At 72.6% G+C, this 22,408-nt stretch carries 20 protein-coding genes; 8 read left to right on the plus strand and 12 right to left on the minus strand.

The window, feature by feature from the left end:
- Positions 1-68 precede the first annotated feature (68 nt).
- Positions 69-1,172, plus strand: a complete 1,104-nt coding sequence (locus tag AB0I21_RS04640; protein WP_360559074.1) for an RNA ligase RtcB family protein — start codon at positions 69-71, stop codon at positions 1,170-1,172.
- 38 nt (positions 1,173-1,210) lie between these two features.
- On the opposite strand, the gene AB0I21_RS04645 is transcribed toward AB0I21_RS04640, so the two are convergent.
- From AB0I21_RS04645 to AB0I21_RS04665, 5 genes are all read right to left on the minus strand, one after another.
- The gene (locus AB0I21_RS04645) at positions 1,211-1,570 is read right to left on the minus strand and encodes a hypothetical protein (protein WP_360559075.1); all 360 of its coding nucleotides are present in this window, start codon (positions 1,568-1,570) and stop codon (positions 1,211-1,213) included.
- A 47-nt stretch (positions 1,571-1,617) separates the two neighbouring features.
- Entirely contained in the window at positions 1,618-2,421 is an 804-nt protein-coding gene (locus AB0I21_RS04650; protein ID WP_360559076.1) for a sterol desaturase family protein, read from the minus strand.
- A gap of 32 nt (positions 2,422-2,453) precedes the next feature.
- Positions 2,454-3,305, minus strand: a complete 852-nt coding sequence (locus AB0I21_RS04655; RefSeq protein WP_360559077.1) for an SDR family NAD(P)-dependent oxidoreductase — start codon at positions 3,303-3,305, stop codon at positions 2,454-2,456.
- Entirely contained in the window at positions 3,302-4,207 is a 906-nt protein-coding gene (locus AB0I21_RS04660; RefSeq protein ID WP_360559078.1) for an alpha/beta hydrolase, read from the minus strand. Before AB0I21_RS04660 ends, AB0I21_RS04655 begins: the two co-directional genes overlap by 4 nt.
- Before the next feature lie 85 nt (positions 4,208-4,292).
- On the minus strand, positions 4,293-5,777 hold the full coding sequence (locus AB0I21_RS04665) for an NAD(P)/FAD-dependent oxidoreductase (RefSeq protein WP_360559079.1): 1,485 nt from the start codon (positions 5,775-5,777) through the stop codon (positions 4,293-4,295).
- Between the two features lie 65 nt (positions 5,778-5,842).
- Here AB0I21_RS04665 and AB0I21_RS04670 point away from each other — a divergent pair, with 65 nt between their 5' ends.
- A complete protein-coding gene (locus tag AB0I21_RS04670) occupies positions 5,843-7,054 on the plus strand; it encodes a PucR family transcriptional regulator (protein WP_360559080.1) in 1,212 nt (403 codons plus the stop codon).
- Between the two features lie 9 nt (positions 7,055-7,063).
- On the opposite strand, the gene AB0I21_RS04675 is transcribed toward AB0I21_RS04670, so the two are convergent.
- From AB0I21_RS04675 to AB0I21_RS04685, 3 genes are all read right to left on the minus strand, one after another.
- The gene (locus tag AB0I21_RS04675; protein WP_360559137.1) at positions 7,064-8,281 is read right to left on the minus strand and encodes a family 16 glycosylhydrolase; all 1,218 of its coding nucleotides are present in this window, start codon (positions 8,279-8,281) and stop codon (positions 7,064-7,066) included.
- A gap of 976 nt (positions 8,282-9,257) precedes the next feature.
- Entirely contained in the window at positions 9,258-9,512 is a 255-nt protein-coding gene (locus AB0I21_RS04680; RefSeq protein WP_344501946.1) for an acyl-CoA-binding protein, read from the minus strand.
- 10 nt (positions 9,513-9,522) lie between these two features.
- Positions 9,523-9,867 carry an MmcQ/YjbR family DNA-binding protein gene (locus tag AB0I21_RS04685; protein WP_344501947.1) on the minus strand — a complete coding sequence of 115 codons (345 nt, stop codon included), beginning with the start codon at positions 9,865-9,867 and terminating at the stop codon, positions 9,523-9,525.
- A 119-nt stretch (positions 9,868-9,986) separates the two neighbouring features.
- Between AB0I21_RS04685 and yicI the strand changes: the two genes are divergently transcribed.
- A complete protein-coding gene (gene yicI, locus AB0I21_RS04690; protein WP_360559081.1) occupies positions 9,987-12,407 on the plus strand; it encodes an alpha-xylosidase in 2,421 nt (806 codons plus the stop codon).
- 246 nt (positions 12,408-12,653) lie between these two features.
- Here the strand turns inward: yicI and AB0I21_RS04695 are convergent, their stop codons facing one another.
- A complete protein-coding gene (locus AB0I21_RS04695; protein ID WP_344501949.1) occupies positions 12,654-13,676 on the minus strand; it encodes a LacI family DNA-binding transcriptional regulator in 1,023 nt (340 codons plus the stop codon).
- Between the two features lie 348 nt (positions 13,677-14,024).
- Here AB0I21_RS04695 and AB0I21_RS04700 point away from each other — a divergent pair, with 348 nt between their 5' ends.
- The 4 genes from AB0I21_RS04700 to AB0I21_RS04715 all read left to right on the plus strand — a co-directional run bounded on the left by AB0I21_RS04700 (position 14,025) and on the right by AB0I21_RS04715 (position 18,612).
- Positions 14,025-15,389 (plus strand): condensation domain-containing protein, encoded by a 1,365-nt coding sequence (locus AB0I21_RS04700; protein ID WP_360559082.1) that lies wholly within the window; start codon positions 14,025-14,027, stop codon positions 15,387-15,389.
- Between the two features lie 73 nt (positions 15,390-15,462).
- On the plus strand, positions 15,463-17,115 hold the full coding sequence (locus AB0I21_RS04705) for a methyl-accepting chemotaxis protein (protein WP_360559083.1): 1,653 nt from the start codon (positions 15,463-15,465) through the stop codon (positions 17,113-17,115).
- A 167-nt stretch (positions 17,116-17,282) separates the two neighbouring features.
- On the plus strand, positions 17,283-17,678 hold the full coding sequence (locus AB0I21_RS04710; protein ID WP_360559084.1) for a hypothetical protein: 396 nt from the start codon (positions 17,283-17,285) through the stop codon (positions 17,676-17,678).
- A gap of 151 nt (positions 17,679-17,829) precedes the next feature.
- Positions 17,830-18,612: an LPXTG cell wall anchor domain-containing protein gene (locus AB0I21_RS04715; protein ID WP_360559085.1), complete on the plus strand. Its 783-nt coding sequence runs from the start codon at positions 17,830-17,832 to the stop codon at positions 18,610-18,612.
- Between the two features lie 6 nt (positions 18,613-18,618).
- Here the strand turns inward: AB0I21_RS04715 and AB0I21_RS04720 are convergent, their stop codons facing one another.
- Positions 18,619-19,791, minus strand: coding sequence for a hypothetical protein (locus AB0I21_RS04720; RefSeq protein ID WP_360559086.1), 1,173 nt, complete (start codon positions 19,789-19,791; stop codon positions 18,619-18,621).
- 127 nt (positions 19,792-19,918) lie between these two features.
- Between AB0I21_RS04720 and AB0I21_RS04725 the strand changes: the two genes are divergently transcribed.
- On the plus strand, positions 19,919-20,758 hold the full coding sequence (locus AB0I21_RS04725; protein ID WP_360559087.1) for an alpha/beta hydrolase: 840 nt from the start codon (positions 19,919-19,921) through the stop codon (positions 20,756-20,758).
- 100 nt (positions 20,759-20,858) lie between these two features.
- On the opposite strand, the gene AB0I21_RS04730 is transcribed toward AB0I21_RS04725, so the two are convergent.
- Positions 20,859-21,155, minus strand: a complete 297-nt coding sequence (locus AB0I21_RS04730) for a MoaD/ThiS family protein (RefSeq protein WP_344501932.1) — start codon at positions 21,153-21,155, stop codon at positions 20,859-20,861.
- Positions 21,152-22,267, minus strand: coding sequence for an exo-alpha-sialidase (locus tag AB0I21_RS04735; RefSeq protein WP_360559088.1), 1,116 nt, complete (start codon positions 22,265-22,267; stop codon positions 21,152-21,154). The genes AB0I21_RS04730 and AB0I21_RS04735 overlap by 4 nt, the downstream gene beginning before the upstream one ends.
- Between the last annotated feature and the right edge of the window lie 141 nt (positions 22,268-22,408).

Consider the following 22,408-nt stretch of genomic DNA (forward strand, 5'->3'; position numbering starts at 1 on the left):
ATGGACGGCATGACGCGCTGACGGACACCCCGTGTTGCCATGCCCCTCCTCCCGCTGAAGCGAGGACCATGTCCGCCACCGTCTCCGTGTTCGCCGGCCCCGGCAGCTGGATCGAGTCCGACGCCGTCGCGCAGTGCCACCAGGTCGCCGCGCTCGACGGCATGCTGCACGTCGCCGGCATGCCCGACCTGCACCCCGGCAAGGGTGCGCCGATCGGCGTCGCGATGGCGTCGACGGTGCTGTACCCGCTGCTCGTCGGCTCCGACATCGGCTGCGGCATCGCCGTGTTCCCGATCGGCCTGAAGCGGGCCGTGCCGGAGAAGCTCGCCGCGAAGTTCCCCGACCTGGACGTCCCGCTGGACCCCGGCCTCGTCGACGGGGAGATCCCCGGCGGTCACGTCGAGGGGCTCGGCACCGTCGGCCGCGGCAACCACTTCGTGGAGCTGGCGAAGGTCGGCACCGTCCTCGACGAGGCGCACGCCGCCCGGCTCGGGCTCGCCGCCGGCGACCTCGTGCTCGTCGTGCACAGCGGGTCCCGCGGCTTCGGCGAGCGGATCCTGCGCGCGCACACCGAGGTCCACGGCGCCGGACCGGCCGCCGACCCGGCCGCGTACCTGGCGGCGCACGACGACGCGGTGCGCTGGGGCTCGCTCAACCGGCGGCTGCTCGCGGCCCGGGTCGCCGACGCCCTCGGCGCGCAGCTGTCCGAACCCGTCGTCGACCAGTGCCACAACCTCGCCGAGGTCCGCACCGGCGAGGGCGGCGACCGTATCTACCTGCACCGCAAGGGCGCCGCGCCCGGCGACGGGCAGGACGTGCTGGTCGCCGGCACCCGCGGCACCCCGTCGTACCTCGTCGCCGCGCACGCCGGCGCCGAGGCGAACCACTCGGTGGCGCACGGCGCCGGCCGCAAGATGTCCCGGGCCGACGCCCTGCGCCGCGGCAAGGCCAAGCACACCGTCGAGGAGCTGCGCCGCACGCCGGTCGGCTCGCTGGTCGTGTGCGGCGACCGGCAGCTGCTCTTCGAGGAGGCGCCGACCGCGTACAAGCGCATCGAGCAGGTGATCGGCGACCTGGAGGCGCACGGCCTGGCCACCCCGGTGGCGACCACGGTCCCGCTGGTCACGTACAAGACGGCCGAGGCGGGACCCCGCGAGCGCCGTAGGCGCTGAGCCGGTGCGCTACCTCAGCACCGGACGTTTCTGCTTGATCAGCACCGGACGTCCTGCTTGGCGAGCTCGGCGATGAGGGCGCTGGCGGTGAGGTTGCTGAAGTTGACTTCCTTGCCGTTCACGGTCTCGATGACGTAGTCGTGGTCGCCGGAGTCCTGCTCGATCTCGACGGTGCAGCTGCCGGCCTTCGCGTCGGCCTCGTAGTCGTCGAGCTTCTTGACGTTCTTCTTCTTTTTCTTGTCGTACACGGTGTCGTAGTCGGCCTCGGCGGACACGTTCGTGTAGCCGGCCTTGGTCAGCTGCTTCTCCAGGTCGTCGGACTGCGACGAGCAGGCGGCGAGCCCCACGCCGAGCAGCAGCATGGTCGTGGCGGCGACGATCGATCGGGTGGCTCGCATGGCTATTCGCTTCTTCCGTCTCGAGGGGGTGGAGCACCTATTCTGGATCATCCGGCGGACGGCGCTGTCGGGATGCCGATGCCCGTTGTGTCGCCTACAGGCGTTCTGGGCGATGCGCCCGTGCGGCGGGCGTCGTAGCCGGGTTCGAGCGTGCCGAAGAGCCGGTCCCACACCGTCGTGTAGAAGCCGAGGTTGTACCGCGGCGTCGCGTGGTGCCCCGCGTGCATGGCCGGCGTGGCGACCCACTTGAAGACCGCGGAGGCCCGCACCCGCGGCGGCAGCGGCTCCACCCCGAGGTGCCCGAGGATCCCGAAGAGCAGGTTGAGCAGGGTGTACGCGGCGACCGCCCACGCCGAGAACGGGTGCACGGCGAGGATCGCCAGCCACGCCCCGCCGAACCCGGCGACCTCCACCGGGTGCAGCGCGAACAGGGTGATCGGCCGCGGGTCGGCGAAGACGTGGTGCAGCCGGTGAGCGAGCGGAAACAGCCACCGCACGTGCGCGGTCGCGTGACTGACGTACAGGAACACGTCCATGACCACCAGCAGCACCACGAGGTCCGGCAGCGCCCGCCAGGTGAGCGGCAGCGTGAACGTGATGATCCCGGCGCGCCACAGCCACCAGCCGGCGACGGTGACCGCCGCGTTGAGCACCGTCGCGACGGCGACCAGCGCCAGCTCGAGGCGGCTGACGGGGCCGGGCGGCGGGGTGACCCGGTGCGCGCCGGGCAGCTTCAGCGCCCAGTGCCCGAGCAGGGCGGTGACCCCGACCAGCGCCGCGTTCTCGGCCAGGGCCAGGAGCGCGAACCAGCCGGTGGGCAGGTCCCGCAGCCAGGTGACGATCTCGTGCACGCTCGCACTCTGCCACCCCGGCGCAACCGCGGTCAGGTGGCGGCGGAAAGGCGACGCTCCAGGCGGGCGGTCAGCCTCGGGTACCAGCGCGGCAGCCACCGCACGAGGAGGTCGGCGGACCTGGCGTCGTTGCCGACGAGGATCCGCGGCCGGTTCGCCTCGACGCCGGCGACGATGATGCGGGCGGCGCGGTCCGCGGGCATCGTCAGCAGTTTCTCGTTGTAGAGGCGGGTGCGGGCCTCGTCGCGGGCGGTGACGTCGGCGCCCTGGCCGCGGGCGTGCGCCAGGGCGGCGGTGGCGATGTTGGTCCGGACCCCGCCGGGGTGCACGACGCTGACGCGGACCGGGTGCCCGGCGGCGAGCAGCTCGCCGCGCAGCGCCTCGGTGAAGCCGCGCACGCCGAACTTGGCGGCGCAGTAGTCGCTGAGCGCCGGCTGCGCCATGATCCCGTTGAGGCTGGAGACGTTGACGACGTGGCCGTCGCCGGAGGCGATCAGGTGCGGCAGGAACGCCTTGGTGCCGTGGATGACGCCGAACAGGTCGACGGTGATGGTCCGCTCGTACGCGGCCCAGTCGCTGTCCAGGACGCTGCGCCCGCCGCCCGCGACGCCGGCGTTGTTGTACACCTGGTGCACCACGCCGAAGTGCGCAGCGACGGCTTCGGCGTGGGCGAGCACCGCGGCGCGGTCGGCGACGTCGAGCGGCGCCGCGTGCACCTCGGCGCCGAGGGCCTTGACCTCCTCGACGGTGGCGGCGAGCCCGGCCTCGTCGACGTCGCTGACGGCGAGCCGCGCGCCGCGCCGGGCGAGCTCGGCGGCGAGCTGCCGCCCGATGCCGGAGCCCGCGCCGGTGACGACGGCGACCTTGCCGGAGACCTTGCTCATTCGCGGACCCCTGCCGTGGCGGTGATGTGGTCGGCGGTCAGGTCGACGACGCGGTCGATGACGCCGGGGGCGAAGTGGTGGCGCATGCCGGCGATCTCGACGTGCCGGGCGCCGGGGATCGCGGCGGCGGTCGCCCGGCCGCCGCTGGGGTGCACCATGCGGTCGGTGTCGCCGTGGATGACGAGCGTCGGGGCGGTGATCGAGCGCAGCTCCGCGGTGCGGTCGCCGGAGGCCTGGATGGCGCCGATCTGCCGGCCGACGCCGGCCGGGTTGGGCCGCCCCTCGGCGCGGTCCCACACGCCGGTGACCCACGCGCGTTCGAGCGCCACATCGGGCGGGAAGTCGGTGGTGGAGCCGATGTGCCGCAGCAGCGACAGGTGCCGTTCGACGGCCTCCTCGGCGGTGCGGGCCGGCCGCTTCGCCATCCGCAGCAGCGTCGAGCGGGCCGGCTGCCCGACCCGCCGGTCGCCGGTGGTGGAGAAGACCGAGGTGAGCGTGGCGACCCGCGCCGGGTGGCGGGCGGCGAGGGTCTGCGCGATCATCCCGCCCATCGACATGCCGAGCACGTGCACCGGGCCGGCGCCGAGGTGCCCGAGGAGCCCGTCCACGTCGGCGGCCATGTCGCCGAGGTCGTACGCGCCGGGCACGGGCCGGGCGAGCAGCTGCCGAAGCATGCCCGGCGGGCGGGCCCGGACGCGCGTGGAGCGGCCGGTGTCGCGGTTGTCGAGCGTGATCACCCGCAGCCCGCGGCCGGTGAACCCGTCGACCATCCGCCGCGGCCACGAGGTGAGGTCCAGCCCGAGCCCGGCGACCAGCAGCAGCGCCGGCCCGTCGGCCGGGCCTTCGACGCGGTGGCAGATGGTCGTGCCGCCGGGCAGCTCGGCGAACAGGTCCTCGGTCATGCGGCCACCTCCGCTGCGCTCCGGCGTCCGCCTGACCCAAACACTGCGCCCATGATGCCCGGCCCTCCGCTGCGCTCCGTCCCGGTCATGCGGTCACCTTCACGGGAGCCTTGGAGAAGTGCAGGGCGGGGTCGTCGACGCGGCCGGCGCGCAGCAGCTTCACGTCGGAGTGGTAGTCCATGGAGGTGAGCCAGGGCATGCGGTCTCCCTGCCGGGGCAGCTGGTCGACGGCGCGCTGGATGTAGCCGGCGGCGAAGTCGAGCAACGGCCTGGTCGGCATCGCCGGGTCGCCGACCTCAGGGCGGCAGACGTCGTGGCCGTGGGCGTCCATGTACGCGAGGAGCCGGCAGAAGTGCTCGCACAGCAGCCCGACCTTCAGCGTCCACGACGAGTTGGTGTAGCCGATCGCGAAGGCGAGGTTGGGCACGCCGGACAGCATCATGCCTTTGTACGCGACCGTGTCCGGCAGGTGCACCGGCGCGCCGTCGACGGTCAGCCGCAGCCCGCCGAGCGCCTGCACCTGCAGGCCGGTCGCGGTGACGATGATGTCCGCCGCCAGCTCCCGCCCGGACTCGAGCAGCACGCCGCGCTCGGTGAAGGTGGCGATCCGGTCGGTGACGACGCTGGCCGTGCCGCGGCGGATCGCCCGGAACAGATCGCCGTCGGGCACCGCGCACAGCCGCTGGTCCCAGGGGCCGTAGGGCGGGTTGAAGTGCTCGTCGACGGGGAACCCGGGCGGCAGCTGCTTGACGTTGATCCGCCGGATGATCCGCCGGGCGAGGCGGGGGTGCTTCTGGCAGAACCGCCAGACCGCGCGCTGCTGGGCGATGTTCTTGCGGCGCGCCGCCCGGTAGCCGCGCTCGTTGCCGAGCCACCGGCGCAGCGCGTTGGCGATCGGGTCCTTCTTCGGCACCGGCATCACGTACGTCGGCGTGCGCTGCAGCATCGTCACGTGGGCGGCGCCGGCGGCCATGGCGGGCACCAGCGTGACGGCGGTGGCGCCGCTGCCGATGACGACGACGCGCTTGCCGGCGTAGTCGAGGTCCTCGGGCCACTGCTGCGGGTGCACGATCGGGCCCGCGAACCGTTCGCGGCCCTCGAAGTGCGGGGTGTGGCCGGCGTCGTACCGGTAGTAGCCGCCGGCGCAGAACAGCCAGCCGGCGGTCATCCGCGTCCGCGTCCCGGTGTCGGTGCGCTCGACGTCGAGGATCCACCGGGCCTCGTCGCTCGACCACGCCGCGCCGAGCACCTTGTGGTGGTAGCGGATGTGGGTGTCGAGGCCGTTCTCGGTGGCGGTCTCCCGCACGTACCGCAGGATCCTGGGCGCGGAGGCGATGGACTCCTCGTCCTGCCATGGCTTGAACTCGTAGCCGAACGTGTGCAGGTCGGAGTCGGACCGGATGCCGGGGTAGCGGAACAGGTCCCACGTGCCGCCGGACGCGGCCCGGGCCTCCAGGATCGCGAACGTCTTGCCCGGCAGTTGCGTGGTCAGGTAGCGCCCCGCCCCGATGCCGGAGATGCCGGCGCCCACGATGACGACGTCGAGATGCTCGGCGGGCGTTGTGCTCATGACCTCGACGATGCGCCTTGCACGTCGCCTTGCGCCAGCCCAATGTGCACCGGAATACTCGCCGGATGGTGCAGAATGCTGCGTCGGCACCGTGGCCGGCGCTGTCACCGGAGGTCAGGGAGCTCTTCCGCCGAGGCGCGGAGATCGCCCTCGACCCGCGCGCGGAGTGGATCGAGGAGCTGCACGCGGCGGCGCTCGGCGGGGACCGGATGCGGCCCGTCGCCGCCGACCCGGTCCTGGCGGAGGCGACGAAGCGGGCCAACCTCGCCAACCTGCTGCACTGGGCGGAGCAGAACGTGCGGCATCCGGGGCGGCGGGTGCCGGCGAACACCGGCGCCGAGGCGCTCGACGCGGCCCGGGACATGGTGCGCCGCGGGCTCGACGAGCGCGGGCTGGACGCGTACCGCACGGCGCAGAGCGTCGCGTGGCGGCGGTGGATGGAGATCTGCTTCGAGCTGACCTCCGACCCGGTGCGGCTGCGGGAGCTGCTGGACGCGTCGGCGCTGTCGATCTCCACGTTCATCGACGACACCGTCGCCGCCGTGTCGCGGCGGATGGAGGTGGAGCGGGCCGAGCTCACCCGGGGCGCGTCGGCGGAGCGCCGGGCGGCGGTGACGCTGCTGCTGGAGGGCGCGCCGATCAGCCGGTCGCGGGCCGAGGCGCAGCTCGGGTACGGGCTGGCCGGTCCGCACACCGCCGCGATCGTGTGGGGCGCGACCGAGCACCTGGAGGGCGCCGCGGAGACGGTGATGCGGGCCGCCGGCGCCACGCACCGCCTGACCGTGGTGGCCGGGACGGCCGCGCTGTGGGTCTGGTTCCCGTCCCGGACCGCGCCGCTGCCGTCGTTGCCGGGCCACCCCGACGTGCGGGTCGCCCTGGGCCGGCCGGGCACGGACGTCGCCGGTTTCCGCCGCAGCCACCTGGACGCGGCGGCGGTGCAGCGGATGCTGACCCGGCTCACCTCGCCGCAGCAGGTCGCCCGCTACGAGGACGTGCAGCTCGTCGCGCTGCTCACCGCCGAGCCGACGCAGGCCGACGAGTTCCTCGCCGACACGCTCGGCGACCTCCTGCACGCCGACGCGGCCACCCACGAGACGGTCCTCACCTACGTGCGGGAGCAGTGCAGCACCACCCGGGCCGCGGAACGGCTGTACACCCACCGCAACACCGTGCTGCGCCGCCTGGCCCGCGCCGACGAGCTGCTCCCCCGCCCCCTGTCCGAAAACGTGGTGAGCGTGGGAGCAGCCCTCGAGGTGCTCCGGTGGCGCCGGACCTGACCTACCCGATCAGCGGTGCCACTTCTGGTTGCTGCCGCCGCCGCAGGTCCACAGCTGCAGCTTGGAGCCGTTGGCGGTGGCCGCGTTCTGCACGTCGACGCACTTGTTGGCCTGGATGTTCACCAGGTCGCCCGCGGCGTTGAGCGTGAACTTCTGCGCGCCGCTGCCGTTGCAGGTCCACAGCTGCACGGCCGCGCCGTCGGCGGTGGAGCCGCCGGAGACGTCCATGCACTTGCCGAGCGCGCGGATCGAGCCGTCGGCGTTGATCGTCCACTGCTGCGCGCCGGTGCCGTTGCAGTCCCAGATCTGCAGCCGGTTGCCGTCGGCCGCGTTGGAGCTGGGCACGTCGATGCACCGGTTGCTGCCGTTGCCGATGATCGGTCCGGCGCCCCCGCCGCCACCGCCGCCGCTGTACCCGTAGACCCGCACGTAGTCGACCGTGAGCGTCTGCGGGAACTGGGTGGTGCCGTCCGGGTAGCCGGGCCAGTAGCCGCCGACCGCGAGGTTCAGCAGCATGAAGAACGGGTGGTCGAACACCCACCGGTCCCCACCCAGGTCCGCGGGGGTCCGGGTCTGGTACAGGTTGCCGTCGACGTACCAGCGCAGCACGTTCGGCTCCCACTCGACCGAGAACGTGTGGAACGCGTCCGCGAACGGCGCCCCGATCGTGTACCCGGCACCGATCCCTTCGGCACCGGAGTACCCAGGCCCGTGGATCGTGCCGTGCACCGTGTTCGGCTCCTTGCCGATGTTCTCCATGATGTCGATCTCGCCGCTGTTCGGCCACGGGTTGCTGCCGATGTCGGCGCCCAGCATCCAGAACGCGGGCCAGATGCCCTGGCCGCGCGGCAGCTTCATCCTTGCCTCGAAGCGGCCGTACGCCTGGGTGAACCGGTCCGCGGTCAGCAGCCGGGCCGAGGTGTAGACGCACCGGCCGTAGTGACACTGGTAGTTGGCCGGGTTCTCCTTGCGGGCGGTGATCACGAGCTGCCCGGCACCGTTGAGCGCCGCGTTGCTCGTGCTGGTGGTGTAGTACTGCTGCTCGTTGTTGCCCCAGCCGCCCCCGCCGACGTCGTACTTCCACTTGCTGCCGTTGGGTGCGCTGCCGGCCGCGCCGTCGAACTCGTCGGACCAGGTGAGCCCTCCGATGGCGGCGGCGGCCGGGTTGCTGGCGGCGTCCCGCACCGCGACCGCGGTGAGGAACGACAGGACGGTCGCACCCAGCATGACCAGGGTGCGAGCCTTGATGAGCTTCACGTGCATGTGGCCTCCCGAGGACCTGGCGGAGTCCGTACGGTTACTTAACAGATCGACCCCGGTCGAACGTATACACCTCGGGCGACCGCGGTCAAGAGAGCGCTCTCAGTCGGCGCCCCCGGGCACGCGCCCGAACCACAACCAGCACCGCACCCCCTTGACCACCCCGCCGACCACCGGCGCGGCGAGCCCAGACCACCCCGGGATTCCAGGCGGGCACAGCGCAGACCAGCAATCCGTGCGCCAGGCCCACACGACCCACCCCGGCCGCCCCGCCGACCCCTGCCCGGACGCCGACGCCCGACTCGGGGCGGCGGCGAACCCCGCAAGCACCGGGGCCGGCCCTCAGCACACCCCGCTCCGGCGCTACATGACCCCCGCCTCGCTCCACAGCCGTTGGTCAATGCCCGTAAATACGGCAATTGCGCAATCGACTTTGCGCGATCCAACCACAAAACGATCTTTAAAATGGAGGTAGATCGCGCAATGTCGATGCCCAATTATGAACATCTCGGGGCATTGACCAACGTCTGCGTGAGGCGCTCACCGACAGGCCGCGAACGTGACGCACTGCCGGCCCACCCCGAGCGCGAGCCCGCGGAGCAGGAAGACACGAAGTGAGGGCGAGCACGCGGCGCGCCAGGCCACGGCACGGACATGCGGCGGGACGGTCACGGGCCACGGCCGGACCACGGCGCGGTCCGACGCGCGACCGGGACACACATGCGGCACGGACGACTCACACCCGGGGAGCCAGGTCCGCGGCGCGGACCGACGTGGGGTGCGGACCGACGTGGGGCGTTCGCACTGCCGACGGCGCGTGCCCCTCCTGGCGCTACATGGACCCGGGCCTGCACGCAGACGTTGGTCAATGCCCGGGAGTATGGCAATTGGTGGTGGTATGCGGCGAAGGAAAGAAGGCGTTGACGCCGGCGGTGCCGGAGGGCTAGGAGCGTAGGTCGGCGACCAGGGCCACGTACTGGCGCTGGGCGTCCTCCTGGGCGGTGCCGGCCAAGGCGTGCCACGCGTCGTACTTGGCGCGGCCGACCATGTCGAAGACGCCGGGGCGCTTGCCGGTGGCGTCGCCGTGGGTGCCCTGCTTGTAGAGGGCGTAGAGCCGCAGCAGGACGTCGTTGCCGGGGCGCTGGTCGAGCTGCTTGACGTCGATCTGGGCCTGCTCGAACTCCGCGGTGAGGGACATGCCCCGAAGCCTACAAGCGCAGCGGGTGATCCTGGACGAGCGACTCGGGGGCGGAAAGCTGCCACGCCTCGTAGAGCAGCTCGGTCAGCTCGTCGGCGTCGATCCGCTCCAGGTACACGACGACCCAGCCGAAACCGCCGGAGGTGAACTGCACCTCGAACACGTCGGGGCGCTCCGCGACAAGGGCGATCTGCTCCGACAGCGTCTGCTTCAGGCCGGTCGTGTGCGTGCGGGGCCAGTAATAGCCGAACCGCTTGCCGCGCACGCTGAACGACGTGTAGTCCGCGGCGTGTGCCCGCTCGACCTCGGCGAGCCGGTCCACCATCGCGAGGAACTGCGCATCCGGTACAGCCACGATGGAAGTTTCACAGCCCCGCCCGGCGGCGTCCACGGCGGGGGCCGGGCTGATTGACACGCCGGTGAGGGGTTCGTACCGTCACCTGTCGAAGCGCTTCGACAGGGATTGGGCCGTGCATGAAGTTCAGCGACGGGTACTGGCAGCTGCGTGAAGGGGTGCACCCCCTGTACCCGGTGCACGTCCGGGATGTGGCCGTCGGCGCGAACAGCCTGTCGGTGTACGCGCCGACCCGCCGGGTCACCGGCCGTGGCGACACGCTCAACACGCCGCTGTTCACCATCGAGTGCACCACGCCGGCGCCCGACGTGATCGCGGTGCGGGTCAGCCGGCACACCGGCGGCGCGCCGCGCGGGCCGCGGTTCCGGATCGACGCCGACCCGGCCGCCGACGCGAAGGTGACCCGCGACAACGACGCCGTCACGTTCACCGCCGGCGCCCTCAGCGCCCGGTTCGCACTTGACGGACCCCGAAGCCACGGCAACAGCCAAAGCCAGGGCACGAACCACAGCCAGGGCAGCAGTCAGGGACAGGGCAACAGCCAAGGCGGGCAGTGGCGGCTCGACTTCATCGCCGAGGGGCGGGTCCTCACCAGCAGCGCCCCGAAGGCGCTCGCCGCCCTGCGCACCGCGGACGGCCACTTCCTGCGCGAGCAGCTCAACCTCGGCGTCGGCGAGGTGGTGTACGGGCTGGGCGAGCGCTTCGGTCCGCTGGTCAAGAACGGCCAGACCGTCGACGTCTGGAACGCCGACGGCGGCACCAGCAGCGAGCAGGCGTACAAGAACGTCCCGTTCTACCTGACCAGCGCCGGCTACGGGGTGTTCGTCGACGACCCGGGCCCGGTGTCGTTCGAGGTCGCCTCGGAGGCCGTGTCGCGGGTGCAGTTCAGCGTCCCCGGGCAGGTCCTGTCGTACCTCGTCATCTACGGGCCGACGCCGCGCGACGTGCTGCGCAAGTACACCGCGCTCACCGGCCGGCCCGCGCTGCCGCCGGCGTGGTCGTTCGGCCTGTGGCTGTCCACGTCGTTCACCACGTCCTACGACGAGGCGACCGTGACGTCCATCGTGGACGGGATGGCCGAGCGCGGGCTGCCGCTTTCGGTCTTCCACTTCGACACGTTCTGGATGCGCGAGTTCCACTGGTGCGACTTCGAGTGGGACCCGGTGACCTTCCCCGACCCGGCCGGCATGCTGGCCCGGCTCAAGGCGAAGGGGCTGCGGATCTGCGTGTGGATCAACCCGTACATCGCGCAACGCTCCGCGCTGTTCGCGGAGGCGACGGCCGCCGGGCACCTGGTGAGGAAGAGCGACGGCGACGTGTGGCAGTGGGACCAGTGGCAGGCCGGGATGGGCCTCGTCGACTTCACGAGCCCGGCCGCGCGGACCTGGTTCCAGGACAAGCTGAAGCACCTGCTCGACCTGGGCGTCGACTGCTTCAAGTCCGACTTCGGCGAGCGCATCCCCACCGACGTCGTCTGGTCCGACGGCGCCGACCCGCTGCGGATGCACAACTACTACACGCACCTGTACAACGAGGCCGTCTTCGAGGTGCTGCGGGAGCGCCGCGGCGACGGCGAGGCGGTGCTCTTCGCCAGGTCCGCGACCGCCGGCGGGCAGCAGTTCCCGGTCCACTGGGGCGGTGACTGCAGCGCCACCTTCGAGTCGATGGCCGAGAGCCTCCGCGGCGGGCTGTCCCTGGCCATGTCGGGGTTCGGGTTCTGGAGCCACGACATCGGCGGCTTCGAAGGTACGCCGGATCCGGCCGTCTTCATGCGCTGGATCCCGTTCGGGCTGCTGTCCTCGCACAGCCGGCTGCACGGCAACGAGTCCTACCGGGTGCCGTGGCACTTCGGCGACGAGGCGGTCGCCGTCCTGCGCGACTACACGCGGCTCAAGGCGCGGCTCATGCCCTACCTGTACGGCGCGGCCGTCACCGCGCACCGCGAGGGCCTGCCGGTGCTGCGGCCGCTCGCGCTGGAGTTCCCCGACGACCCTGCCTGCGCGCACCTGGACCGGCAGTACATGCTGGGCGGCTCGATCCTCGTCGCGCCGGTGTTCAGCGCCGACGGCGACGTCAGCTTCTACCTGCCGGCGGGGCGGTGGACCGACCTGCGCAGCGGCGAGGTGCTGAGCGGGCCAGGCTGGATCCGGCGCCGGTACGGCATGGGCGACCTGCCGGTGCTCACCCGTCCCGGCTCGGTCGTGCCGCTCGGCGCGCGCGACGACCGCCCCGACTACCCATACGCCGACGGCGTCACCCTGCGGGTCCACGAGCTGCCCGACGGCGCGGGCACGACCGTGGACATCCCCTCGCCGCAGGGCCGGCTCAGCGGCACCGCCGGAGCGAGCTTCACGGTGCGCAGGGCCGGGACGACCGTCGAGGTGCGCCGGGACAACGGGAGCCCGGCGCCCTGGCGGGTGCAGCTGGCCGGCATCGACACGGTGGCGGCCGTCGATGCCGGCCGGCTCACTCGCGACCCCGCCGGCGTGCTGATCGCCGTGGACGCCGAGGTGGACCGGCTGACCGTCAGGCTCGCCTAGCGACTTCCCAGGGGTGTGGAGCGACGCCGCCGCGGTCCGGATCGGGTGTTCCGGACCGCGGCGGCGCCGCTGTTTCCCTGGTTCCGCGACGGCACGAGCCGCGGCAACCCTTCCGCTGCCTGCTGAACGCCGACGCCGCACGGGGACGCCGAGCCACACAGGGACGCCGAGCCACACAGGGACCCCGAGCCACACGGGGCGCCGAGGCCGCACCGGCCGCCGCGGAAGACTCCGCGGGACCGTGGTTCAGGGCCGGCGGGCCGGGGCGGCGCTGTCGCGGACCGTCAGGGCCGGCGGGAGCAGGGTCGCCTCGGGGACCTGGCGGCCGTCGAGCTTCGCCATGAGCAGGTCGACCGCCCGCCGGCCCACCTCCTCCGCCGGGATGCTCACCGACGTGAGCCGCGGCTTGCCCCGCTCGGCGACCTCGTCGGGGCAGATCGCCACCACCGACACGTCCCGCGGCACCCGCCGGCCGAGCGCCGCGAATGCGTCCAGCAGCGGCGGCACGGTCGGCTCGTTGTGCACCACCACCCCGGTCAGGTCCGGGTGGCGGTCCAGCAGGCCGCGCACCGTCGACAGGACCGCGTCCGGGGTCGGCTCGCACGGGACGGTCGTGCCGCGCAGGCCACGCCGCCGCAGTGCCTCGTCGAACCCGGCGGCGGTGCGGCTGGCGAAGCCGAGCTCCCGCTCGTACACCTCCGGCGGCGACCCCACGAGGGCCACACAGGCATGACCGAGGTCGGCGAGGTGCTCGACGCACGCCGCGCCGGCCGCCGCGAAGTCCAGGTCGATGCAGGTGAGCCCGTCGGCGTCGGCGGGGAACCCGATGAGCACCGACGGCCGGCCGAGCGTCCGGAGCCGGGGCAGCCGCCGGTCGTGCAGCTCGACGTCCATCACGATGAGCGCGTCGGCGAGCGAGCTGGCGGCGACCCGCTCCAGGCCCTGCACGCCCTCGTCCTGGGTGAGCAGCAGCACGTCGTGGTCGTGGCGGCGGGCCGCGGTCACGACCGAGATCACGAACTGCATCAGCACCGGCACGTACAGGCCCGTGTAGAGCGGCATGATCAGCGCGATCACGTTGGAGCGGTTGCTGGCCAGGGCCCGGGCGCCGGCGTGCGGGTGGTAGCCGAGGACGTCGATCGCGGCGAGCACCCTGCGGCGGGTCTCCTCGGAGATCGTCCGCTTGCCGCTCAGGACGTACGAAACGGTGCTCGGGGACACGCCCGCCTGCCGTGCCACGTCACCGATCGTCGCCATGCCCGCCTTCATGGTCACGACAGTAAGCGACGCGGCGCCTTTGTCGTAGTCGGCAGGAAATTTCCGGACCAGTACGAATTGACGACGATAACCTCGTATCAGTTACTGAAATCAATTCATCTCTTCCGCTCAAGGACCCTTTCAATACCCCTAACGGGTGCGGTGAATGCGGACAACCGCCGCAATCGGCACCGGCGGCCCTTCCGCTTCGAGCGGCCCTGCCGATACGCTTCCGGCACTGCCCGCGGGCAATTATCGATCGACGGGCGAATATCAGAAAGGAGACCGCCATGAAGGCCGTCCGCTCTCTCTGAGTATTGCTCTGACCTCGATGCCGCCGGCCATCTTTTGGGGACTGTCGTGACACATCGGATCACCGTGCCCTTTCAAGGGGATGGCAGCGGCATCGGGGAACTTACCTGGGGACAGTTCGCCGCCTGGCGGTCCATGCAGGTCGTCGAGGCGACCGAGTGGACCGGCGGCACCATGGCCCTCGCCCCCGGCACGACCGTCGGCGACGTCGCCACCACGCTCGGGTTCATCATGAGCCGCCACCAGTCGCTGCGCACCCGCCTCGTCCCCGACGGCCCCGGGACCGACGCACCGCCGAAGCAGGCGCTGTCGTCCTCCGGCTCCGTCGTCCTGGAGGTGTACGACGACGACGGCGACCCGGAGCGCCTCGCCGCGACGATCCGCGCCCGGTACGAGGCGGCGCCGTGGGACCCGTACACCGACTGGCCGGTGCGGATGGCGGTCGTCGCACGGCCTGGCACCGGCGACGCGCTGTGGTTCGTCGCGCTGTACTGCCACATGGTCATCGACGGCTACGGCTTCGAGGCGCTCATCGCCGACCTCGCCAACCTCGACCCCGCCACCGGCCGCCACCTCGCGCCCGTCGCCGGCATCCAGCCTCTGGAGCTCGCCGCGGCCCAGCAGGGCGCCGGCGCGCGGCGGCAGCATCAGGCGTCGCTGCGCTACTGGGAGAAGCACCTGCGCGCGATCGAGCCCCGCCGGTTCCCGGTGCCGCTCGAGCCGCGGCCCGAGCGCTGGTGCGAGGCGACGCTCACGTCACCCGCGACGCACCTCGCCCTCGCCGCCGTGGCCGAGCGGACGAAGGTGCACAGCGGCACGATCCTGCTCGCCGCGTACGCCATGATGCTCGGCCGCCTGTCGGGACAGCCGGTCGGCGCGTTCCGGATCGTGGTCAGCAACCGCTTCCGCCCGGGCTTCGCCGAGTCGGTCAGCAACCTCGCCCAGGCCGGGCTCGCCGTCATCGACACGGGCGCCGCCTCGTTCGCCGAGGTGATCGCGCGGACGTTCAAGAGCCAGCTGACCGCCGGGATGTACGCCTACTACCACCCGCGCGACCTGTGGGCGCTCGTCGACCGGGTCGGCGCCGAACGCGGCGTGGAGCTCGACACCGGCTGCTACTTCAACGACCGCCGCCGCTCCGCTCCGCCGCCGAGCGGGATCCCCTCGCCCGCCGAGGTCACCGCCGCGCTGGAGGGCAGCGTGCTGCGGTGGGGGCCGAGCTCCAACGAGTGGGACGCGACCTGCTTCCTGCACGTCGACCCGGCGGCCGGCGCGGCCGGCGCCACCGACGCCGTGGACCTCACCTGGCGGGTCGACACCGCGGCCGTCTCGCCCGCGATGCTGGAGGTGTGCCTGCGCGGCATCGAGTCGCTCGTCGTGGCCGCCGCCCTTTCCGAGACTGTCGCGGTCTAAACCCTCAATACCGCGATCGCAACGCCGATGCACCGGACGGCCCGGTTGTTCCCGTCGTCGGCAAGGACCCCGCATGACCACTGACAGCACCCCCATCCAGGTGACCGTCCGGCGCGGCGCGCTGGCCGGCTGGGTCGCCGACCGGTCCGTCGGGACGAAGAACCTGATCGGCATCGCGCTCGTGGCGCTGGTCGCGATCGGCGTCGGTATCCTGTCGATCACGAGCATGGCCCGGCTCAACGACCGCTTCGGCCAGCTGAAGACGCGGCACCTCGAGAGCGTCGAGCAGCTCGTCGTCATCCGGCAGGGCGTCAGCGAGAACTACCGGGGCCAGTCGCTGTTCGCCTGGTCCGCCTACGACCCGACGCTCGGCCCGCGAGGGACGCAGGCGGTCGAGGGCGGCGACGCGATGATCGAGGGGGCGATCGCGAAGTACCGCGACCGGCTCGCCGGCTCCGCCGCCCGCGAGGCCGCCCTCAACGACTTCGCCAAGGCGTTCACCGACTACAGCAACCTGCGCGACGTGGTCGTCTTCCGCAAGCAGCCGGCGCCCGGCCTGACGGTGCCGTCGGACATGGCCGCCACGAACACCCTCTGGCAGAGCCTCGAGGCGCAGATGAACGCGTCGCTGGCGAAGCTCCAGCAGCAGGAGACCACCGAGTCCGACGCGATGGCGGCCGCGGCGCGAAACGACTACACCAGCGCGCGCAACTGGACGGTCGGCTCGCTCATCGTCGGGCTCGGGCTCGCGCTGCTGCTGGCGCTGGGCATCGCGCGCCGCATGAACCTGCAGCTGCGGTCGGTCTCCGACACCCTGCGCGGCGTCGCCGACGGCGACCTGACCCTGCGCGCCGACGTGTACGCCCGCGACGAGCTCGGCTCGATGGCGGCCGCGATGAACCGCGCCAACGAGAGCGTCGGGCGCACCGTGCACACGCTCGCCGCCGCGGCCGGCACCCTCGGCGGCAGCACCGGCCGGCTGACCAGCGTCACGACCCGCATCGCCGACAGCGCCAAGGCCGCGGCGGCCCGCGCGAACGTGGTCGCGGGCGACGCCGGGACCGTGTCGCACAACGTCCAGACGGTCGCCGCCGGCTCCGAGGAGATGGGCGCCTCGATCCGCGAGATCGCGCAGAACGCCAACGACGCCGCCCGGGTCGCCTCGGAGGCGGTCGGCGTGGCCGAGTCGACGAACCGCACGGTGTCCAAGCTCGGCGACTCCTCGGCCGAGATCGGCAACGTGGTCAAGGTGATCACCTCGATCGCCGAGCAGACGAACCTTCTCGCCCTCAACGCCACCATCGAGGCCGCCCGCGCGGGCGCGGCGGGCAAGGGGTTCGCGGTCGTCGCCAGCGAGGTGAAGGACCTCGCCCAGGAGACCGCCCGGGCGACCGAGGACATCTCCCGCCGCGTCGAGGCGATCCAGTCCGACACCGCCAACGCCGTCGACGCCATCGGCGAGATCAGCCGGATCATCGCCCGCATCAACGACTACCAGCTCACCATCGCCTCCGCCGTCGAGGAGCAGACCGCCACGACCAGCGAGATGAGCCGCAGCGTCGGCGACGCCGCCCACGGCGCGGCCAACATCGCCGGCAACATCGCCGGTGTCGCCGACGCCGCCGACACCACCACCTCGACCCTCACCGAGGTCGACGCGACCGTCGCCGAGCTCAACAGCCTCGCCGCCGACCTCCAGCTCGCCGTCGGCCGCTTCCGGATCTAGTCCGGGCGCTGGGAGCGCTCGCCGAGGACATCCTTGTAGAGGGCCTCGCGGAGGGCGAGCTCCCGCGGGTCGTCCCAGCGGTGGAAGCGAACTCGGGCCGGTACGTGGCGACCGTCGCGTCGTAGTCGATCCAGCCACGGGAGTGGTCAGTGCCTAGGCTGACGGGGGTGGAGCACTTCCCGGGGCTGACGCCGTTCGACACGCTGCGCACCCACGCCGCGGCGGGCGGGCACATCACCACGACCTGGTTCGCGACGGCATCCCCTCCGGCCGAGGTGTCGCTCTGGTACGAGCAGCGCCTCCGCGACCACACGGTCCAGACCCCCGGCGACTGGACCCGGGTCGAGGTCCGTGACGGGCTGCGCCGGCTCCACGGGGTCACCGTGCACCCTCCGGAGGCGCCCCCGGCGGGCCCGCGCCCGACCGCCCCGGCCCCACCGGCCGCACGGACGGTGGTGCGGGTCGACGAGGGCGCGTTCCCCACGACGACGGCACCGGTCCAGCCGGTCGCGCGCCCCTCGCTGTTACAACGGATCAAGGCAAGGCTCACCACGCTGCGTTGACCGGCCGCTCGTACTTTCGGTCAGACCTGCCAGATGGCCGATCCACCCTGCGGGCGTATGCCGCTTGCGTCCGAATGGTGCGTGTTGCCGCACTGGGAGTTTGCTGGGAGATTCCCCAGGTCCGTCGTCGATCACGCCAGAAGAGGACCGCATGAAGCTCCGGGGAATCGCCAGGCTCGCCGCCGCGGCTGCCGCCACCGCCCTGCTCGTCGGGGGGCTCGCCGCCCCCTCGTCCGCCGCGGTCGGCGAAGGCCTCGGCGACATCGACTTCCCCGGCGCGGCGCTCGTGTTCGAGGAGCCCGTCTTCGCCGCCACCGCGCCGACGAAGGGCTGCGCCGGCATCGACACCGGCAAGGCCGTCGCCGACAAGGACGGCTGGCTGTTCGACAAGCCCGAGGGCCGGTGGACGGACCTGCAGTACATCTTCCTGTTCGTCAAGAACGGCGGCCAGTCGTACGACGACCTCGTCGTGCTCGTCCTCGACGACGAGGGCGTCTACACGTTCACCGAGGACGACCCCACCGCGCTGGCCAAGAAGCTGACGGCCAACTCCCTCACCAACAGCAAGGCCGCGAAGCTGCCCCTCCCGACCGCGCCGGCACCGGCCGGCGTCAGCGGGTCGCTCGTCGACGCCGGCGGCTGGCTGAAGACCCCCGCCGGCTGGGCCCTCGCCGTCGGCGTCGCGCTCACCGACCCGCTGCAGCAGGGCACGTTCAACCTGGTCCGGGCCTGCGCCGCGGCCGCGGAGCCCACCAGCCCGGCCTCCCCGAGCCCGGTCGTCCCGAGCTCCCCCGCCCCCGGCGCCGGCCCGCAGCTGCCGGTTACCGGCACGAACGTCTGGGTCCTCACCGCCGCGGGTGCCGCGCTCGTCGCCGCCGGCGCGTTCCTCTTCGTCGCGTACCGCCGCCGCCAGCGGGTCAAGTTCGTCGCGTAACGCCCGTCAGTCCAGGGCCGTCGTGCGGGGTCGACCCCGCGCGGCGGCCCTGTCCGTCGCGGCGCACACCGCGGTCAGCGCGGTGAGGAACAGGGCCGCGGCCAGCAGGATGCGCACCTCGGGGTAGGTCGGCGGGGGCAGCAGCGCGGCGCTCGCCGCGACGAGGCCGGCCAGGACCGCCACCGACATCCGCGCCAGCCACCGCCCGGCGCCGGCCCGGTCCACCACGCCGCGCACCGTCACCACGAGGGCCGCGCCGGCGACGACGGACGCGCCGGCGATGGTGAGCCACGGGGTGCCGAGGTCCATGGCGTACCGGATGGGCAGCGCCGGCACGAAGAACAGCGCCGCGAACCAGGCCAGCCCCGCCGCGACGGTCCGGATCCCGGGGCCCGGCTCGCGGGGCGTCCCGGCCCGGCGGGTCAGCCCGCGGGCGAGCGCGAGGACGCCACCCGCCGCGGCCGCGACCGGCAGCAGGCGCGGCAGGTGGCCGAGGTTGTAGAGCAGCGCGGTGTCGTACACCACCAGCACCAGCACGCCGAGCGCGGCGGCGGACCCGACCGCGAGGAGCACCTGCACCCCCGACGCCGGCGCCCTGCCGGTGAGCCGCGGCGGCCGGCGGGTGAGCAGCGCCGCCGTCACGACGCAGGAGGCGGCCCGCAGCACGAGGTCGTCCGTCGTGTACGGGTTGCGCAGCCCCCACTCGACGAGCCCGAACACCACGGAGTACGCGACGCAGGCGGCCCACAGCACCGCGGGTGCGGTCAGCGCCCTGGCCCGGACGGGGTCCAGCCACCGGCACACGCACAGGTAGGCGAGGATCACGAACGGCAGCTCGAGGAACGCCTGCACGCGCAGCACGCTGAACTCGAGGACCTCCGGCGCGGGGAACGCGTCCGCGACGGCCCGCACCGCCGCACCGCCGGCGAGGTCGAACCAGCCGGGCGGCAGGTGGCGGGCGATGAAGGCCGGGTCGCCGCGGTGGACGCGCAGCACGTACACCGTGAACAGCGCCTGGTTGAGATAGATGGCCGCCACCGTGAGCGCCAGCCAGAAGCCCGGGCCGCGGCCGCCGCCGGGGCGGGGCCCCGGCTTCTGACCGGCGCGCAGGGCCAGAGGCACGCCGGCGAGGACGGACGCGGCGACGAGCAGGTCGACCCCGGCGCCGACGCTGATCATGTCCGTACGGTAGCCGAACGGAGGTTCACCGGCGAACACCGGTGATTTCGCCGATACGGACGGGGCCGGGAGCTGCACACACTGACACCCATCGAAGTTACGAAGGTGTTTCGAGAGGAGTGCAGCGTTGCGAACCATCCTGCTCAGGCTGGCCGTCGTCCTCACGCTCATGGGTGGTGGGGTCGCGGCGGTCGCCAGCCCGGCGGTCGCTGACGAGATCGGCCAGGCACCCACCGCCGCCAACATCACCGGCAACGGCAGCTTCGCGACCACGTCCGAGAGCATCTCCAGCCTGGTCTCCGGGTTCGGCGGCGGCCGGGTGTACTACCCGACGGCCTCCGGCAAGTACCCGGTGATCGCCGTGTCGCCCGGGTTCACCGCCACCTGGTCGAGCCTCGCGTGGATCGGCCCTCGGCTGTCGTCGTGGGGCTTCGTGGTCGTCGGCATCGAGACGAACAGCATCTACGACCAGCCCGGCAGCCGCGGCAACCAGCTCCTCGCCGCGCTGAACTGGGCCGTCAACTCCTCGTCCTCCGCCGTGCGGGCCCGCGCCGACGGCAGCCGCCGTGGCGTCGCCGGCCACTCGATGGGTGGCGGCGGCACGCTGGAGGCGCTCGCCGCCGACACCAGCGGGCTGGTCAAGGCCGGGGTGCCGCTCGCGCCCTGGAACAGCGACAAGACGTGGAACAACGTCAGCGAGCCGGTCCTGATCGTGGGCGGCCAGGCCGACACCATCGCGCCGGTCTCCAGCCACTCGCTGCCGTTCTACTCGACCCTGGCCGGGCCGAAGACGTACGTCGAGCTGACGGGGGCGAGCCACTTCTTCCCGCAGTCGACGAACGCGACGACGTCCCGCGCGCTGGTCTCCTGGTTCAAGCGCTGGCTCAACCAGGACTCCCGGTTCACGCCGTACACCTGCGGCTTCTCCGGGCTTGCGGTGTCGGACTTCCGCAGCAACGCCTGCTGACCCACCCGTCACGACGTCCCCGGTGTCCGTTCGGGCACCGGGGACACCCGTGTCAGCCGCCGGCCATCGCGCTGACTCAGCCACCGGCCATCACGCCGACTCAGCCGCCGGCCATCGCGCCGATGATGAGCAGCGGTTCGCTGCCGCTGGCGACCCGGTCCGGCAGCGGCGCGTCCGGGGACTCGTTGGAGAGGTCCTCCTCGCAGCCGTACAGGCGGACGAACGCGCGGCGCCGGCCGCTGGCCCGGTCGCGGATGGTGCCGCGCAGCACCGGGAAACGCTCCTCCAGGGCGTCCAGGACCAGGCGCTGGGTGACCGGACCGTCGAGGTCGAAGCGCACCTCGCCGTCGACCTTCGCCAGCTGCCGCAGGTGCGCGGGGAGCACGACGCGGATCATGGCAGCGTCTGCACCTCCACCGACAGCACCGCCGGAAGGTCCCGCACGATCGCCGACCAGCTGTCACCGCCGTCCGGCGACACGTACACCTGCCCGCCGGTCGTGCCGAAGTAGACGCCGCAGTCGTCGAGGGTGTCCACAGCCATCGCGTCGCGGAGCACGTTGACGTAGCAGTGCTCCTGCGGCAGGCCCTCGCCGAGCGGCTGCCACTCGTCGCCACCGGAGCGGCTGCGGTACACCCGGAGCCTGCCGTCGGGCACGTAGTGCTCCGAGTCGCTGGTGATCGGCACGACGTAGACCGTCTCGGGCTCGTGCGCGTGCACCGCGATCGGGAAGCCGAAGTCCGTCGGCAGGTCGCCGCTGATCTCGCGCCACTGCCCGCCGGCGTCGTCGGTGCGCAGCACGTCCCAGTGCTTCTGCATGAACAGCACGTCGGGGCGGGACGGGTGCATCGCCAGCCGGTGGACGCAGTGCCCCACCTCGGCGTCCGGGTCGGGGATCTGCCCCGACACGAGACCGCGGTTGATCGGCTGCCACGTCACGCCGGCGTCGTCGGAGCGGAACGCCCCGGCCGCCGAGATCGCCACGAAGATCCGGTCCCGGTCGACCGGGTCGAGGATGATCGTGTGCAGGCACATGCCGCCGGCGCCGGGCTGCCAGCGCGGGGCGGACTCGTGCGTGCGCAGGCCCGTCAGCTCCTGCCACTGGTGCCCGCCGTCGGTCGAGCGGAAGAGGGCGGCGTCCTCGGCGCCGGCGTAGACCGTGTCGGGGTCGTCCCGGGACGGCTCCAGGTGCCAGATCCGCTTGAACTCCCACGGGCGCGGGGTGCCGTCGTACCAGAGGTGGTCGCCGATCTTGCCCTCGTAGGCGAAGTCGTTGCCGACCGGCTCCCAGGTGGCGCCGCCGTCGTCGGAGCGCTGGATCAGCTGGCCGAACCAGCCGCCGGACTGCGACGCCCACAGCCGGTCGGGGTCCGCGGGTGAACCGTTGACGTGGTAGACCTCCCAGCCGCCGAAGTGCGGCCCGTCGATCCTCCAGTCGCGTCGCGCGCCGTCCGCGGTCAGGACGAACGCACCTTTGCGTGTTCCTACCAGCACTCTTACGCCGCTCATGCTGTCACCTCCGCTGCGCTCCGGCGCCAGCCTGAGCTCCACCCTGCAATGCCGACTCGCGGCCCGAGCCGCTCCGCTGGCCGCTCATGGTTCGCATCCTGCCACGCCCGCCCGCCCCCGCAAGCCGGGTTCACCCGGATG

The organism is Dactylosporangium sp. NPDC050588 (assembly GCF_040654975.1).
Classification (GTDB): Bacteria; Actinomycetota; Actinomycetes; order Mycobacteriales; family Micromonosporaceae; genus Dactylosporangium; species Dactylosporangium maewongense.

Coding starts and splice junctions, on each gene's coding strand:
- AB0I21_RS04660 (WP_360559078.1), bottom strand. CDS start 4,207: ATGACCGAGGACCTGTTCGCCGAGCTGCCCGGCGGCACGACCATCTGC.
- AB0I21_RS04715 (WP_360559085.1), top strand. CDS start 17,830: ATGAAGCTCCGGGGAATCGCCAGGCTCGCCGCCGCGGCTGCCGCCACC.
- AB0I21_RS04680 (WP_344501946.1), bottom strand. CDS start 9,512: ATGTCCCTCACCGCGGAGTTCGAGCAGGCCCAGATCGACGTCAAGCAG.
- AB0I21_RS04675 (WP_360559137.1), bottom strand. CDS start 8,281: ATGCTGGGTGCGACCGTCCTGTCGTTCCTCACCGCGGTCGCGGTGCGG.
- AB0I21_RS04640 (WP_360559074.1), top strand. CDS start 69: ATGTCCGCCACCGTCTCCGTGTTCGCCGGCCCCGGCAGCTGGATCGAG.
- AB0I21_RS04705 (WP_360559083.1), top strand. CDS start 15,463: ATGACCACTGACAGCACCCCCATCCAGGTGACCGTCCGGCGCGGCGCG.
- AB0I21_RS04670 (WP_360559080.1), top strand. CDS start 5,843: ATGGTGCAGAATGCTGCGTCGGCACCGTGGCCGGCGCTGTCACCGGAG.
- yicI (WP_360559081.1), top strand. CDS start 9,987: ATGAAGTTCAGCGACGGGTACTGGCAGCTGCGTGAAGGGGTGCACCCC.
- AB0I21_RS04695 (WP_344501949.1), bottom strand. CDS start 13,676: ATGAAGGCGGGCATGGCGACGATCGGTGACGTGGCACGGCAGGCGGGC.
- AB0I21_RS04730 (WP_344501932.1), bottom strand. CDS start 21,155: ATGATCCGCGTCGTGCTCCCCGCGCACCTGCGGCAGCTGGCGAAGGTC.
- AB0I21_RS04735 (WP_360559088.1), bottom strand. CDS start 22,267: ATGAGCGGCGTAAGAGTGCTGGTAGGAACACGCAAAGGTGCGTTCGTC.
- AB0I21_RS04645 (WP_360559075.1), bottom strand. CDS start 1,570: ATGCGAGCCACCCGATCGATCGTCGCCGCCACGACCATGCTGCTGCTC.
- AB0I21_RS04720 (WP_360559086.1), bottom strand. CDS start 19,791: ATGATCAGCGTCGGCGCCGGGGTCGACCTGCTCGTCGCCGCGTCCGTC.
- AB0I21_RS04655 (WP_360559077.1), bottom strand. CDS start 3,305: ATGAGCAAGGTCTCCGGCAAGGTCGCCGTCGTCACCGGCGCGGGCTCC.
- AB0I21_RS04665 (WP_360559079.1), bottom strand. CDS start 5,777: ATGAGCACAACGCCCGCCGAGCATCTCGACGTCGTCATCGTGGGCGCC.